Annotated in this window: 10 protein-coding genes; 2 read left to right on the top strand and 8 right to left on the bottom strand. The window is 59.8% G+C overall.

The window, feature by feature from the left end; genetic code table 11:
• Positions 1–528 precede the first annotated feature (528 nt).
• Positions 529–2,232, bottom strand: coding sequence for a class I poly(R)-hydroxyalkanoic acid synthase (gene phaC / locus GBC55_RS14710; protein ID WP_162438069.1), 1,704 nt, complete (start codon positions 2,230–2,232; stop codon positions 529–531).
• Positions 2,233–2,815: 583 nt separating this feature from the next.
• Here phaC and GBC55_RS14705 point away from each other — a divergent pair.
• Entirely contained in the window at positions 2,816–3,853 is a 1,038-nt protein-coding gene (locus GBC55_RS14705; RefSeq protein WP_162438068.1) for an AraC family transcriptional regulator, read from the top strand.
• A 19-nt stretch (positions 3,854–3,872) separates the two neighbouring features.
• Here the strand turns inward: GBC55_RS14705 and GBC55_RS14700 are convergent, their stop codons facing one another.
• Positions 3,873–5,996: a DUF3141 domain-containing protein gene (locus GBC55_RS14700; RefSeq protein ID WP_162438067.1), complete on the bottom strand. Its 2,124-nt coding sequence runs from the start codon at positions 5,994–5,996 to the stop codon at positions 3,873–3,875.
• A gap of 255 nt (positions 5,997–6,251) precedes the next feature.
• Between GBC55_RS14700 and phaP the strand changes: the two genes are divergently transcribed.
• Positions 6,252–6,821 (top strand): TIGR01841 family phasin, encoded by a 570-nt coding sequence (phaP, locus tag GBC55_RS14695; protein WP_162438066.1) that lies wholly within the window; start codon positions 6,252–6,254, stop codon positions 6,819–6,821.
• A 34-nt stretch (positions 6,822–6,855) separates the two neighbouring features.
• Here phaP and phaR read toward each other — a convergent pair whose 3' ends face one another.
• From phaR to GBC55_RS14665, 6 genes are all read right to left on the bottom strand, one after another.
• Positions 6,856–7,377, bottom strand: a complete 522-nt coding sequence (phaR, locus tag GBC55_RS14690; protein ID WP_162438065.1) for a polyhydroxyalkanoate synthesis repressor PhaR — start codon at positions 7,375–7,377, stop codon at positions 6,856–6,858.
• Between the two features lie 357 nt (positions 7,378–7,734).
• Complete coding sequence (locus GBC55_RS14685; protein ID WP_162438064.1) at positions 7,735–9,003, bottom strand: OprD family porin; 1,269 nt, start codon at positions 9,001–9,003, stop codon at positions 7,735–7,737.
• A gap of 129 nt (positions 9,004–9,132) precedes the next feature.
• Positions 9,133–10,905 carry an acyl-CoA dehydrogenase C-terminal domain-containing protein gene (locus GBC55_RS14680; RefSeq protein WP_162438063.1) on the bottom strand — a complete coding sequence of 591 codons (1,773 nt, stop codon included), beginning with the start codon at positions 10,903–10,905 and terminating at the stop codon, positions 9,133–9,135.
• A 69-nt stretch (positions 10,906–10,974) separates the two neighbouring features.
• On the bottom strand, positions 10,975–12,645 hold the full coding sequence (locus GBC55_RS14675; protein ID WP_162438062.1) for a cation acetate symporter: 1,671 nt from the start codon (positions 12,643–12,645) through the stop codon (positions 10,975–10,977).
• On the bottom strand, positions 12,645–12,971 hold the full coding sequence (locus GBC55_RS14670; protein ID WP_162438061.1) for a DUF485 domain-containing protein: 327 nt from the start codon (positions 12,969–12,971) through the stop codon (positions 12,645–12,647). The genes GBC55_RS14675 and GBC55_RS14670 overlap by 1 nt, the downstream gene beginning before the upstream one ends.
• Before the next feature lie 116 nt (positions 12,972–13,087).
• Positions 13,088–14,710, bottom strand: coding sequence for an acyl-CoA synthetase (locus GBC55_RS14665; RefSeq protein WP_162438060.1), 1,623 nt, complete (start codon positions 14,708–14,710; stop codon positions 13,088–13,090).
• Positions 14,711–14,757: the final 47 nt, after the last annotated feature.

Below are 14,757 nucleotides of genomic sequence, written 5' to 3'. Positions count from 1 at the left end.
GATCAAACTGTAGGAGTGAGCCTGCTCGCGATAGCGGTCTGATTGGCGGCGAGGCTCTTGCTGGTGTACATATCCATTTCTTTTGTCATGGCTTCTATTGGTTTCGCTTTTACAGCGAGTCACTTGGAAAAGCCCCAAGTAACCAAGGGCTCTTGCCCCTTTCGTGCGGTGCCTCGCCTGGGCTAGGCATACCCTCGCTCCGGTCCTGCTCCGTGGGTTAGCCGCGATCGGCCATCCATGGCCGTGCGCGGCTAACCCACGGAGCAGGACCGGAGCGAGGCCTTCCCATGGGGCAAGAAGATCAAAAACAGATCAAAAGCAGATCAAACGCCAGTGCAAGGCGGCTACGAAAAAGCGTGTCGCCTGAAAGACCGCCATCGCCGGCAGGCCAGCTCCCACATTTAATCCGGGTACATCAGGGGAAACCCGTCGGCTATGAGGCCGTCATCGCGAGCAGGCTCGCTCCTACAGGGGATCTGTGTTCGACGCGGATTGTGTGTTCGCCGCCGTTCCCTCGGGAAGTGGAGGTTATTGCTTCACGTATCGCCCGGGTGCCGGTTCCAGTGCCGGGTAGTGTGCACTTCCGATTGGCGTGGTTGATGGCTGGCGTTCACCGGCGTGTTCAGCCAGCCAGGCAAACCAGTCATTCCACCAGCTGCCGCTCAGTTGCCGGGCATCCTTGAACCAAAGCTCCGGATCCTCGGTGACCCGGTCATTGGTCCAGTAATGGCGTTTTTCGCGGGCCGGTGGGTTGATGACTCCGGCGATGTGCCCCGACGCGCCCAGCACGAAACGCGTGGTGCCGCCCAGCAGCGCGGTGCTGGCGTATGCACTGCGCCACGGGACGATGTGGTCGTCGTGGGTGGCGAGTATGTAGGCGGGCGCTTCAATGGCGTGCAGGTCCAGTTTGACCCCGCAGCAATCCAGCTCGCCGGATTTCAGGTCGTTTTGCAGGTACGTATGGCGCAGGTACCAGCAGTACATCGGGCCGGGCAGATTGGTGCTGTCGTTGTTCCAGAACAGCAGGTCGAGGGCGTTGGGTTTCTGGCCCTTGAGGTACTTGTCGACGTTGTAGTTCCACCACAAATCATTAGGGCGCAGCAGCGAGAAGGTGTTGCCCATGTCCTCGCCCTTGAACAGACCGATGGGGCCGTCGATGCCACCGATGGTCCGCTCGCGGTACGCCACCAGTTGCTCGTCGACGAAGATGTCGATCGGACCGGTGTCGAGGTAATCGAGGAAGGTGGTCAGCAGGCTGACGCTGGCGATTTCCCGGTCGCCGCGCGCCGCCATGACAGCCAGTGCCGAACTCAACAGGGTCCCGCCGATACAAAAACCAACGCAGTTCGGGCGACCCTCGCCACTGATCTCGCGGGTGACGTTCAGCCCGGTAATGATGCCGGTTTCGATCAGGTCATCCCAGGTAGTAGCGGCGTGTGCCTGATCGAAGTTGCGCCACGACATCAGGAACACCGGATGGCCCTGTTGCAACAGATGGCGAACCATCGAGTTGTCCGGGCGCAGGTCAAGAATGTAGTACTTGTTGATCGACGGCGGGACGATGAATACCGGTCGCTGGTACTGGGTGTCGCTCTGCGGGTAGTACTGGATCAGCTGGAACAGCGCGTTCTCGAACACCACTTCGCCGGGGGTGTTCGCCAGGTCGACGCCCACTTCAAAAGCGTCGCTGTCGCACTGGCGCATCTTGCCTTCCTGCAGGTCACTGGCCAGGTGCAACAAGCCCGTCAGCAGGCTGCTGCCTTGGGTATCGACGACACGTTGCAGCGCATCGGGATTACTCGCCAGAAAGTTGCTCGGGGCGCCAGCGGCGATGGCTTGCTCCACCAGATAGAGCAGGCGTTTGCGTGGCTTCTTTTCTTCAATCGGCAACCTGTCGAGCAGTTTCAGGAGAAAGCCGGCGTTCAGCAGGTAGAAGGCTGCCAGTGAGCCAAACAGCGGCTGGCTCCAGTTTCCGCTGGCGAAACGTCTATCTTCAAAACTGAACGGCTGACCGCTCAGCAACTGCTGGCCGAGTTCGCCCCATTGCTGCTGGTACTCGGATTGAAGGGCGTCCAGGGTGCCGCGTGGCAGTTCGAACCAGGCGTTGTAGTCCTGGCCGGTAAACCACGGATTGGTGCTGACCCATAGGCGCAATTGTTGCACTGCAAAGGAGGCAATGAACGGCACCTGGCCTGACCAGTAGCTATTAAACGTATGCGTGTTGTTGTCCATGTCACTCCTTGCCCTGAGGTGTAATCCGGGCAGAAAAAACCGCAACGCCGGGCTTCGGCGCCGTATAGGTTGTGAAAACAAACGCGGCTCTTTGACTGCTTATCAACGCCGTCCTGGCCGGAAAGTCGGCCCGGGCGCTGCTCAAATCCCACCCATACCGGCGGTGATCTGCGCAATACGACCAAGCGACTTCATACACTCCGTTCTTTTTTTTGTTTTGCGCTGCAAGATGAGGGAGTGTTCGTGATTGCCAGGCGGTGCGGAAGTGTTGGGAGGTGACTGTCTGGTGTCCAACGGCGCCAAGTCCGCCTGAAACCTCCGAAATCACTGCGATCACCTGTAGCAGCTGCCGAGCCCGCGAGGCTGCGTTCGAGGACGAAGTCCTCGCAGGACCCAACGCAGCCTCGCGGGCTCGGCAGCTGCTACAGGTTTTGTGGTGCATGGGGGATGGAAGGTACGGCCAACCGGTGAGTACCTATACTCAGATCAACGCCCCGGATCAGGTACGCACTTACTATTCAATTCACCCAAATCAGTCATGGCTCCGGACAGGGTGTCCGGGTCCCAGGTCAACGAGGACGCCATGTACAGAATGAGCTCAGGCTATGCCAATGTGCTGGTCACCACGCTCTCGGCGCAGGGGCTGGATGCTGCCAGCCTGTGCCAGGAAGCCGGACTGGACATGGCGATCGCGAATACCCCGGGAGCCTGGTGCGAGCGCAGAGTGATATATCGTTTGTGGCAACTGGGTGCCCAAGCCAGCGCTGATCCGGACATCGGCTTGAAAGCCTACGGGCATTTCCATCCGGGGAGTTTTCAGATCGTCGGCTACACCATGATGTCCAGCCTCAATCTCAAGCGCGCACTGGAACGACTGGTGCGATTCAGCCCGTTGATCGGTACCGGATTCAGCCTTTTTTTTGTGCCCGAGCAAGGCCACTTCCGATTGGCCTCCCTTGACCATCAACAGTCCGGCTCGATCAAGCCTCGCCAATACGCCGACGCGGGCCTGGCGTCCTTGCTGGGCTTCTGCCGCTGGCTGGGGGACGGCAAGTTACCGCAACCCCTGAGTGTGGAATTCAGTTATCCGCAACCGCCAGACACCTCTGAACATCGGCGCCTGTTTGGCTGTGATCTGCATTTTGGTTCGGCCTACGACAGCATCCTGTTTGATGGGCAGGAGCTGTTGCGTCCCTTGAGCATGGCGAACGAAGCGCTGGCGGTATTGCATGACAGCTTTGCCGAGGCGCAACTGGATCTGCTGTTTGGCTTCTCCATCGTTGGCAGGATTCGTGCGCTGATCACCGAGCGTTTGAGTCAGGGCCGGGGGCTTTGCGACATGGAGTCCATCGCTGCGGCGCTGAGCATCAGTAAGCGGACGCTGCAACGTGCCCTGGAAAAGGACGGCACCCAATTCAAGGATGTCCAGAATGCGGTGCGTCGTGAACTGGCCGATTTCTACCTGCGCCACTCTCGTTTCAACATGAAGCATGTGGCGTATCTCTTGGGATTTCACGACCACAGCAGCTTCAATAAAGCCTGCAGCCGCTGGTTTGGCATGACGCCTGGCCAGTACCGCTCCGATGAATCGTTTGAAATCGAAGAGACCGCGCCGGTCTGACGCGGTCCTCGTTGCCGGGTTATTTCGTGTGGGGTTTTTTCGGTCCTTTTCCACCCCTGTTCGGTTTACGTGGCGGGCTGACTGATGCGACGACAGCGGCCTGGCTTGAAACGGGGAGTTCTTGTTGGATCGGCTCCGGCACTACCGGGGCGACGTCCGGGACAGGGACATCAGGCTCGACTATCGGTTGAATCGGGCTTTCCTCCGGCAACACCACCGGGACCAACGCATCTAACGGGCCACACGGCGGCAGCACATTTTGCAGGCGTTCAATCACAAGCGCGTCGTGCTGCTCGGCAGGCGCTTGCAGGTTTTGCTTGGGCGCAGGGCCGCTGAAGCTATTCAACACGCCATACACTCCGTAGAAACACAGCTCCTGGGTGGCGTCGCGCAGGTCTCGATAACCGTTCAAGGCATCCTGGACCTGGCTGGAAAACAATCCTTGCCACGCCAGCAACGGGTTGGCCTGGCTGACGGGGTGGCGATCATGGCTGACCCGGGCGGCGCCTGCGTTCAGCCACCACTGCGCCGGGTTCAAACTACTCCATAGCAGTTGTTGCTGATGGAAAGGGTGCGATCTGCGAATGATTTCAGCAGTCGGTTCGTTGATCCACTGGCGTAACCATGGACGGACAAAACCGTCGTAAAGACTGTTGTTGATGGCAGAAGCACGTTCGACCAGCGCGAACTCACCATCATCATCACGAGCGGGTTGCTCGTCGCCATGGATATCGGCGATCCGGCGAGGCTCGAAACGCACGGCGTAGGGCGTTTCCGGGTCTTCCGGTTGGTCCTCGATGAGCATTTCATACAGCCCGGCCGGCAACGCATTGATCGTGTCGACCGCGCCCAGCAGTTCACGGTGTTCGCGGCGAGCCACTTCGCCGGACACAAAGATGCCCAGGTGCCCGATGCTCGCGTGGCGCAGGTAAACGATGGTGCGTCCGCTGGTTTGCAGCGCCAGGTCGCTGGGGTAAACGTCGCTGATCCAGTCCAGTGCCTGTTGCGGCGGGGTGATGTTGTCGCCGTAGGAGCAAAACACCACCACCGGTACTTCGATACGTTTGAGGTCCAGGCCATTGCTCTTGCGTCCGAGGCCGCCGGACAACTGATTGCCGATGAACAGGTCGTCGACGATCATTTCGATTTCCTCGCCATTGAGCAGCGTCGGGCTGCCCCACCAGCGTTCAAAGTCCAGAAAGCGCGGGGCCTCGCTGTCGACTTCGCTGAACAAGTGGTAGTACTTGCCCCACCAGCTATTGGCCGGGTCCAGGCTTTCGAAATTGCTCACCAGCCAGGTGCCGTCAAAGCGGTCATTGCCCAGGTCGCTTCCCAACCGGGCCATCCAGCCGCCACCCAGCAGACCGCCGGTGTAACGCATCGGGTTGCGGCCGTTGGTTCCGGCCCAGTAGGACAGGGGGGCGCCATTGACGATGATCAGCCCGGGCAACTCCGGCCTGGACGCGGCCAGCCCCATCAACGCCCAGCCTGCCTGGCAGTTGCCGATCACAACCGGTTTCGCGCTGTTGGGATGCCGGGCGCTGACGACTTCGATGAAATGCGCCTGCGCCTGGACAATGTCGGCGAGGGTTTGTCCTGGACTTGGCGCGTGACTGAACGAGATGAAGTAGGTGGGGTGCCCGGCCCGCAGACTTTCACCGATAACCGAATCCTGTTTGAACCCGCCGATGCCCGAGCCATGGCCGCCCCGTGGATCGATGATGATGACCGGCTGTTTTTTACTGTCGATCACTTGCCCGGATCCCTCAAGAATCCTTAACAGCGAGTAATTGACCGGGCGTGGCAAGTCTTCGCCGTTGACCAGGGTTTCATGATCGAATTTAAGCAGCAGGGGATACCCGGCGCGCTCGTGAGCGAGTGTGTTGTCACCCCGTTGGCGCAAGGTGTCCATGAACAACACGCTGCGTTCGCCGAGGTCGGTCAGGTATTCCTGCCAGTCGGCCACCGTGGGTTGCCTGAGTTGTTGCAGGCGCGAGGGCGCGAAGGTTTCGCCCTGGCGCTTGTGCGCGGCGTCAAGGACGTTGCGGGTGTTGAGACGTTGCAGATGGTTGAGGTGTTCGAACACACCGGACGCTGTGCGATTCACTTCATCGTGCACCGCAATATTTTCTTCCTGACCCATCGTGACCTCCTGACGACCTGCATGGAAAGCATTCCGCCCTGGCGCTGTAGATAAGCCGGTATGGGGCGAAATGCTCGATTTTCAGGAGTCTAGCGCTAATACCTGTCCAGCGGACACGTTTTATTGTGCGCTGCACAAAATACTCATTGCCAAATTCTTTTGTGCGCTGCAATATCAAATCCAGCGCGATGACTGGCCGGATCGCTATCGCGTCCTCAGGCCCCTTCAGGCCTTCCAGTACCAGGAGATTCAAGCATGTCTTTTTTCAATTCGGAAAAACTGCAAACCGCTCAGAAAGCCAACCTCGATCTTTTGCAGCAAATCAGCGGCAAAGTCTTCGCCAGCGTCGAACAGCTCAGCCAGTTGCAGTTCAAGGCACTGCGCGATTCCACCGAGGAGCACTTTGAGGGTGTTCGCAAGTTACTGGCCGTGCGTGACCCACAAGGTTTCGCCGAGCTTCAGGCTTCTTTCACCCAGCCGAGCAAGCAGACCGAACGTCTGGCCGAGTTCAATCGTCAGGTTCAAGCGCTGATCGTGGGCACGCAGTCGGACATCGCGACACTGGCGTCAAGTCAGGTCGAAGCCGGCACCCAGCAGGTTCACGAGTTTGTTGAAACGATCAGCAAGAATGCACCGGCCGGCTCCGAGCCCGTCGTGGCCGCATTCAAATCGGGCCTGGCCAATGCCGGTACCGTCTTTGAAAGCGCACAAAAAGCCGTGAAACAGGCGTCCGATGTGGCTCAGAGCGGTTTCGACGCAGCGACTGGCGCGGCCGAAAAAGCGGCGCCGGAGCCAAGCGCCAAGGCCTCCAGCGGTAACAAGTAAGTCAAATCAGGCCAGCGGCACCGATGGCGACGGGTTATTCCCCGTCGCCATTTTTTTTCGTCCCGTTATCGGCGCCTGGCTTGCCGCCAAACATGCCAAACATGTTCTGGGTATTGAGGTACAACGCCTTGGATTGGTCGACATACTGGCGCATCAAGTCCTGCATCACAGGCGCTTGCTGGTGCATGAACGTGCTCCAGGCCTCGGACGATTGCGCGCCGGTCTGGGACTGAATGTCGATGACGGTCTGGATGCTCTTGTCCAGGTAGCTGCCGAGAACGCCCTGATAAGGACCGTAGAACTGGATGATCCCCATCAGCATTTCGCTGGTGAAGATAGGCTCTCCGCCACTTTCAGCTTCCAGAATTACCTGCAGCAAGATGCTGCGCGTCAGGTCCTCGCCGCTCTTGGCATCGACCACCTGAAACGCAACTTTATCGACGACCAATTGACGTATGTCCGCCAGCGTCAGGTGACTGCTGGTGTGGGTGTCGTACAGCCGGCGATTGGGGTATTTCTTGATCAGGCGGGGAGTGTTCCGACTGTTATCTGTCATGCGGGGCGTCCCGTGGCGAGCCTGGTTTGCAGGGCATCTTATCCTACTATCGCCATTGCCGCGGGATGGAGTCGGGAGGTGTGTTGCCGGTTGGGGACGGCATCCGGCTCTGTAGGAGCAAAGCTTGGTCTGGGCGGCATTCCGACGAAAGCGGTGGGTCATTCAAGATTGATGTCGACAGGTATGACGCCATCGCGAGCAGGCTCACTCCTACAGGGGATCTGTGTTGGATGCTGATGCCGTGTTCACCGCTGAACAAAGGTGGGAGTGAGCCTGCTCGCGATGACGGTGTGTCAGGCAACGATGATCTATCGCGAGCAAGCTTTGCTCCTACAGAGTCAGATGCAACCGGGGTGCTTACCAGATCGGCAAGGTATAGCTGACGATAAACCGGTTCTCATCCAGGTCACTGCCAAAGTGGGTCGAACGCACTGTCGCGTTACGCCATTTCACCCCGACATTCTTCAACGGTCCGCTCTGCACGACATAACCAATGTCCGTATCACGTTCCCATTCCTTGCCTTCAGGACGGTTGTTGCCCAGGTCGATGTTCGAGCCGCTGAGGTAGCGGGTCATGAACGTCAGGCCCGGTACGCCCATGGCCGCGAAGTTGTAGTCGTAGCGAGCCTGCCACGATTGTTCGTCCTTGCTGGCGAAGTCGCCGATCTGCACGAAGTTCACCAAAAACGCGTCGGTGCCATTGATGTAAGCAAAACCGGTGTCGCCGCTCATGCCCTGATAACCCAGGCCGAAGGCATTGCCGCCGAGGCTGTAGGTGAACATGGCGCCCAGGGCCTTGTTGTCGACGTTGCTGCCGCCATCATCCGTGGAACGGGCGAACCGCAGATCGCTCTTGAACGATTGCCCGGTGGTGATCGGCAAAACGTGAGTCAGGTTGACCATGTGCTGGCTGTAGAAATTATCCAGATGACCGTAGGCGTAGCCAGTGGCGAGATTGGGTGTCCATTTGTAATTGAGGCTTGCGAAATCGAAGCTGTCGCTGGCCAGGTGACGGCTGATGATGCCCTTGGCACCGGTTCGGGTGATGCCCATGTCCTCATAGTTCGAGGAGTCGCGCTGATTGACCTGGGTCAGGCGCCCGGCGTCCGCGGTGAGGCCTTCAATGTCCAGCGACGTCAACTGACCGCCCTCGAAGGTTTGTGGCAACAACCGTGAATCGTTGGCCAGGACCGTCGGTAACTTGGGCAACAGGGTGCCGAGTTTCAGCACGCTTTTCGCCGCTCTAGCTTTCGCGGTCAGGCCCACTTCGCCGTATTCATCCTGAGCCCCTTTGCGGGTGTCGCTGTGACGCTTGAGCAAGCCGGAACCGGCACGATCAGGGCTGGAATCGAGCTTGACCCCCAGCAGGCCGATGGCATCGAAGCCGACGCCAATGGTGCCTTCGGTAAAGCCCGATTCGAAGCGCATCAGAAAGCCCTGAGCCCATTCCTCTTGTTTGGATTGCGCAGCGTTGTCCTGGCGAAAATCACGATTGAAGTAGAAGTTGCGCAGTTCAACGCTGGCTTTGCTGTCTTTGATGAATTCAGCAGAGGCGGTCGCCGAGAGGCTGATGACGCCGCCGGCCAGAAGCAGTCGGCTGGCGATCTTGCGGGTGTGACGGTCCATGGTGAAGCCCCTTTGTTTTTATTATGAAATAACGGGTACTGCAGCCCTCGCCGGACGGGCGAGGGCTTCTCGATAAAAAACGCGAACGCCCAAAATGAGAGGAGCAAGGCGCCGCGTGCGGTTCAATCGTTAGAACTGTTCAGCGCTCAGGCCGTACAGGGAGGCGCTGCCGGCGCGAATGGATTGCTCCAGGCTCAAGATGCGTGGCAGCAGGCGATGGATGTAGAAGTCGGCGGTGGCGATCTTCGCACCGTAAAAAACTTCGTCGGTGCTGCGGTTTTTCCCCGCGACATGCGCCATGCGCGCCCATAGCCAGGCGTAGGCGACGTAACCGAACAGGTGCAGGTACTCAACCGATGCGGCGCCGATTTCGTTGCGGTTGGTCGCGGATCGGTCTTGCACCCAGTCACTGAGGTTTTCCAGGCGTTGCACCGCGTCGAGCAATTGCGACGCATAAGGGGCATCCGGCAAGTCGGCGAAACGGCGGATCTCGGCAGTGAACTGGCGCAACGCGACGCCCTGGTTGCCCACCACTTTGCGCCCCAGCAGGTCCAGGGCCTGAATGCCGTTGGTGCCTTCGTAGATTTGCGCGATGCGCACGTCACGCACCAGTTGCTCCTGACCCCATTCACGGATATAGCCATGGCCGCCGAAGACTTGCTGGCCGTTGATGCAGCTTTCCAGCCCGGTATCGGTGAAAAAGGCCTTGGCCACGGGCGTCAGCAGCGCGACCAGGTTCTGCGCGTTGTCGCGCTCGAGGGCGTCATCGGAAAACTTCGCCAGGTCCAGTTGTTGCCCGACATAACTGGCAAAGGCGCGGCCACCTTCGGTCATCGCTTTCATACCGAGCAGCATGCGTCGTACATCGGGGTGGACGATGATCGGGTCGGCCAGTTTTTCCGGAGCCATGGCACCGGTCGGTGCGCGGCTCTGCACCCGTTCACGGGCATACGCCACAGCGCTCTGGTAAGACGCTTGCGCGCAACCGATGCCTTGAATACCGATGGACAGGCGTTCGTAGTTCATCATCGTGAACATCGCCGCCAGGCCCTTGTTGGCTTCCCCGACCAGCCAGCCGCTGGCACCGTCGAAATTGATCACGCAGGTGGCCGAGGCCTTGATGCCCATCTTGTGTTCGATCGAGCCGCAGCTGACAGCGTTGGCTTCACCCAGGGAGCCGTCTGCATTGACCCGCACTTTGGGCACCACAAACAGCGAGATGCCTTTCGGTCCCGCTGGCGCATCCGGCAGTTTGGCCAGTACCAGATGGACAATGTTTTCAGTCAGGTCCTGATCGCCGCCGGTGATGAAAATCTTGCTGCCAGTGATGAGGAAGCTGCCGTCGGCCTGGGGTTCGGCGCGGGTGCGGATGAGTCCCAGGTCGGTGCCGGCGTGGGCTTCGGTCAAACACATGGAACCGGCCCAGCGGCCTTCATACATGGGTGGCAGGTAAAGTTTTTTCAGGGTGTCGCTGGCGTGTGCGTCCAGCGCCAGGCAGGCGCCGGAGCTGAGGGCCGAATACAGCGCGAAACTGGAGTTGGCGCCGTAGAGCATTTCTTCAAACTGCACGGCCAGCATCTTCGGCATGCCCATGCCGCCGAAATCGGTGTTGCCCGACAGGCCCACCCAGCCGCCTTCGATGTAGGTGGCGTAAGCCTGTTTGAAGCCAATCGGCGTGCTGACGTTGCCGTCGAGCCACTGGGCGCCTTCTTCGTCGCCGCTGCGATTCAACGGCGCGATCAGGTGTGAGGTGACCTTGGCGGCCTCTTCGAGTATCGCGTCAGCCGTGGCAGCATCGACCGTGTCGGCCAGGGCTGGCAGGCGCGCCCACAGGGCCGGGGCGTCAAACACTTCATGCAGCACAAAGCGCATGTCGCGCAGCGGGGCGTTGAATTCGGGCATAGCGTGAACCTCGTCAGGACGGTTTGTGCGAAGGGCACGACGCCGCAAGCGCGGGTCGTGCCGGATCGATTAATGGCTGGAAGCGCTGGCGGCACCGAGGCCGGTCTGGGCGCGAACGAACTGATCGGCGTAGGCACCACGCTCCTTGTCGGCGCGAACACTGCTGTCGAGGCGCGAAACCACCACGATCACCAGGAACGCCAAGGGCATGGAGAACAGGGCAGGGTGGTCGTAAGGGAAGATCGCGTGGGCATGACCGAGCACGGTGACCCAAACGGCCGGCGACAGGATCACCAGCACCAGCGCGCAGATCAGTCCGGAAAAACCGCCGATGATTGCGCCTTTGGTGGTCAGGCCTTTCCAGTACATGGCCATGATCAACACCGGGAAGTTGGTCGACGCCGCGATGCCGAAGGTCAGGCCCACGAGGAACGCGACGTTCATCTTCTCGAACAGAATGCCCAGCAGGATTGCGATGATGCCCAGGCCTACGGTGGCCATGCGGGTCACGCGCATTTCCTGTTTCTCGGTGGCTTTGCCTTTCTTGAACACGGTGGCGTAGAGGTCGTGGGAAATCGCCGAGGCGCCGGCGAGGGCCAGCCCGGAGACCACCGCCAGGATAGTGGCGAACGCGACTGCCGAGAGGAAACCGAAGAAAAGGTTGCCGCCGACGGCTTTGGCCAGGTGCATGGCAACCATGTTACCGCCACCCACCAGCGTACCGCCTACTTCACCATTGACGTAGTACTGCGGATCGGTGCCGATGATCACCATCGCGGCAAAGCCCAGGGTGCAGACCACGAGGAAAAAGAAGCCGATGAAACCGGTGGCGTAGAACACCGATTTACGCGCTTCCTTGGCGTTAGGCACGGTGAAGAAGCGCATCAGGATGTGCGGCAGGCCGGCAATCCCGAAGACCAGGCCCAGCGACATCGATGCGGTGTTGATCGGGTCGGCGAGCATGGAGCCCGGCCCCATGATGTTCCAGCCGCTGGCATGGGCCTGAACGGCTTTGTCGGCCAGGGTTTCATAGCTGAAACCGAACTGCGACATGGCCATGACCGCCAGGGTGGTGCCACCGGCCAGCAGCAACACGGCTTTGATGATCTGCACCCAGGTGGTGGCAATCATGCCGCCGAAGATTACGTACACCAGCATCAAGGCGCCGACGATCACCACGGCCACCGGGTAATCGAGACCGAACAACAGTTTGATCAATTGCCCCGCGCCAACCATCTGCACGATCAGGTAGCAGCACACCACGGTCAGCGAACCGAAGGCGGCGAAGATCCGCACTTTGTTCTGATCGAGACGGTAGGACACGATGTCGGCGAAGGTGTAGCGCCCCAGGTTGCGCAGCCGCTCAGCCATCAGGAAAGTGATGATCGGCCAGCCGACAAAAAAGCCGATGGTGTAGATGAAGCCGTCATATCCCTTGGCGAATACCAGGCTGGACAGCCCCAGCAGCGTAGCGGCAGACATGTAGTCGCCGGCAATCGCCAGCCCGTTCTGAAAACCGGTGATGCCACCGCCAGCGGTATAAAAGTCGGACGTGGATTTGGTTTGGCGGGCGGCCCACCAGGTGATCGCCAGTGTGCCGAGGACGAACACAAAGAACATGCCGATCGCATGCAGGTTAAGCGGTTGTTTTTCCGCTGCGCCGGTCAACGGAGCGGCCATCACCAGGGTCGCCGGCAACAGGCCGCTGAGGGTGAGCAGGAGTTTACGGAGCAGGTTCATTATTTGCTCTCCTCAAGAATGGCGGCGCCCAAGGCATCGAAACGGGTGTTGGCGCGGTACACGTACCAGCCCGTCAGCAACCAGGAAAACACGATGATCGCGGCGCCGACCGGCATGCCAAAGGTCAACATCCGATGCTCGCCGAGCGGTGCGTGCAGCCATTGCGGGGCGAACGCCACCACCAGCATGAAGGCGTAATAGGTGCCCAGGACCGCAGCACTCAGCGACCAGGCCAGGCGCGAGCGACTGCTGACCAGTTGAAGGAATTTCGGGTTGGACCGAATACGTTCGCAGCGTTGGGTATCGGTTGAATGGATGTCGATCATGGGTAGCTCCACCTTGTTGTTGTTATCGGTGCGAGGCGCAGGGCCGAATTCGGCCCGCACGAACCCGAAGCGGCAGGAAAACAGCCTGCCGCCTGACGGGTTTTGCTTCGTTCGGGTTAGAGCGCTTTAGCTCTGTCGCGCAGTACGTACTTCTGGACTTTGCCGGTCGACGTCTTCGGCAGCAGGGTGAAAACCACCGTGCGCGGGACCTTGAATCCGGCCAGGTGTTCGCGACAGAAACTGATGATGTCGGCCTCGCGAACGTTCTGGTGATCGGCCTTCAGCGTGATGAACGCGCAAGGCGTTTCGCCCCATTTTTCGTCCGGTCGCGCCACAACGGCCGCTTCCATGACACCCGGATGGCGATACAGCACGCCTTCGAGTTCGATGGTGGAAATGTTTTCGCCACCGGAAATGATGATGTCCTTGAGCCGGTCCTTGATCTCGACATAACCATCGGGATGACAGACCGCCAGGTCGCCAGTGTGAAACCAGCCACCTTCGAACGCCTCAGCCGTGGCGGTCGGGTTTTTCAGGTAGCCCTTCATCACGGTATTGCCGCGCATGAAGACCTCGCCGATGGTCTGGCCATCCCGCGGTGTCGGTTCAAGCGTTTTCGAATCGCCGACCATCACCCCTTCAAGCGTCGGGTAGCGCACGCCTTGGCGGGATTTGATCTGCGCCCGTTCTTCCAGCGGCAGCTCGTCCCATTCTTCGTGCCAGGCGCACAACGTCACCGGGCCGTAGGTTTCGGTCAGGCCATAGACGTGGGTGACCTTGATCCCCATTTCTTCCACTGCACCGATCACTTTGGCTGGCGGCGCAGCGCCCGCGACCATGGCGTTGACCGGGTGGTCGATGGCCGCCTTGGCCGATTCCGGCATGTTCACCAGTGCGTTGAGCACGATAGGCGCGCCACACAGGTGAGTGACCTGATGTTCGCGAATCAGCGTGAGGATTTTTTGTGGATCGACCCGGCGCAGGAACACATGAACGCCGGCCAGCGCGGTGATGGTCCATGGGTAGCACCAGCCGTTGCAATGGAACATCGGCAGGGTCCAGAGGTACACCGGGTGATTGCCCATGGCCCAGGTCATCTGATTGCCCAGGGCATTCAGGTAGGCGCCGCGATGGTGGTAGACCACGCCTTTTGGATTGCCGGTGGTGCCCGAGGTGTAATTCAGGGAGATGGCTTGCCATTCGTTCGCCGGCCATTTCCAGTCAAACGCCGGGTCGCCTTCGGCCAGCAACGCCTCATAATCCAGTTCGCTGACCGCTTCGCCTTCACCGTACTCGGGGTCGTTGACGTCGATCACCAGTGGCGGGTGGTCGAGCATGCCGATCGCGGCGTGAATCACGCTGTGAAACTCGCGGTCGGTGATCAGCACCTTGGCCTCGCCATGCTGCAGCATGAACGCAATGGCTTCGGCATCCAGGCGGACGTTGAGCGGGTTGAGCACGGCCCCGATCATCGGCACGCCGAAATGCACTTCGAGCATCTCTGGAATGTTCGGCAGCATCACCGCGACCGTGTCGTCTTTACCGATGCCGCGACCGGCCAGCGCCGAGGCGAGGCGTCGGCAACGGGTGTAGGTCTGCGCCCAGGTCCGGCGAATTGAACCGTGGATCACGGCAGGGTAGTGCGGGTAAACGCTGGCGGTACGCTCGATGAAGCTGAGCGGAGACAAGGCAATGTGATTGACAGCCGCAGGGCTGAGCCCTTGTTCATAGATCGACATGTGCGGGTACTCGGTGGCTGATTGTTAGCTCTATAGATGGCGTGCCA

This window comes from Pseudomonas sp. TNT3 (genome assembly GCF_010095445.2).
In the GTDB taxonomy this organism is placed as follows: domain Bacteria; phylum Pseudomonadota; class Gammaproteobacteria; order Pseudomonadales; family Pseudomonadaceae; genus Aquipseudomonas.
The sequence above is the reverse complement of the archived record's forward strand: the minus strand, read 5'-3'. Positions and strand labels throughout refer to the sequence as shown.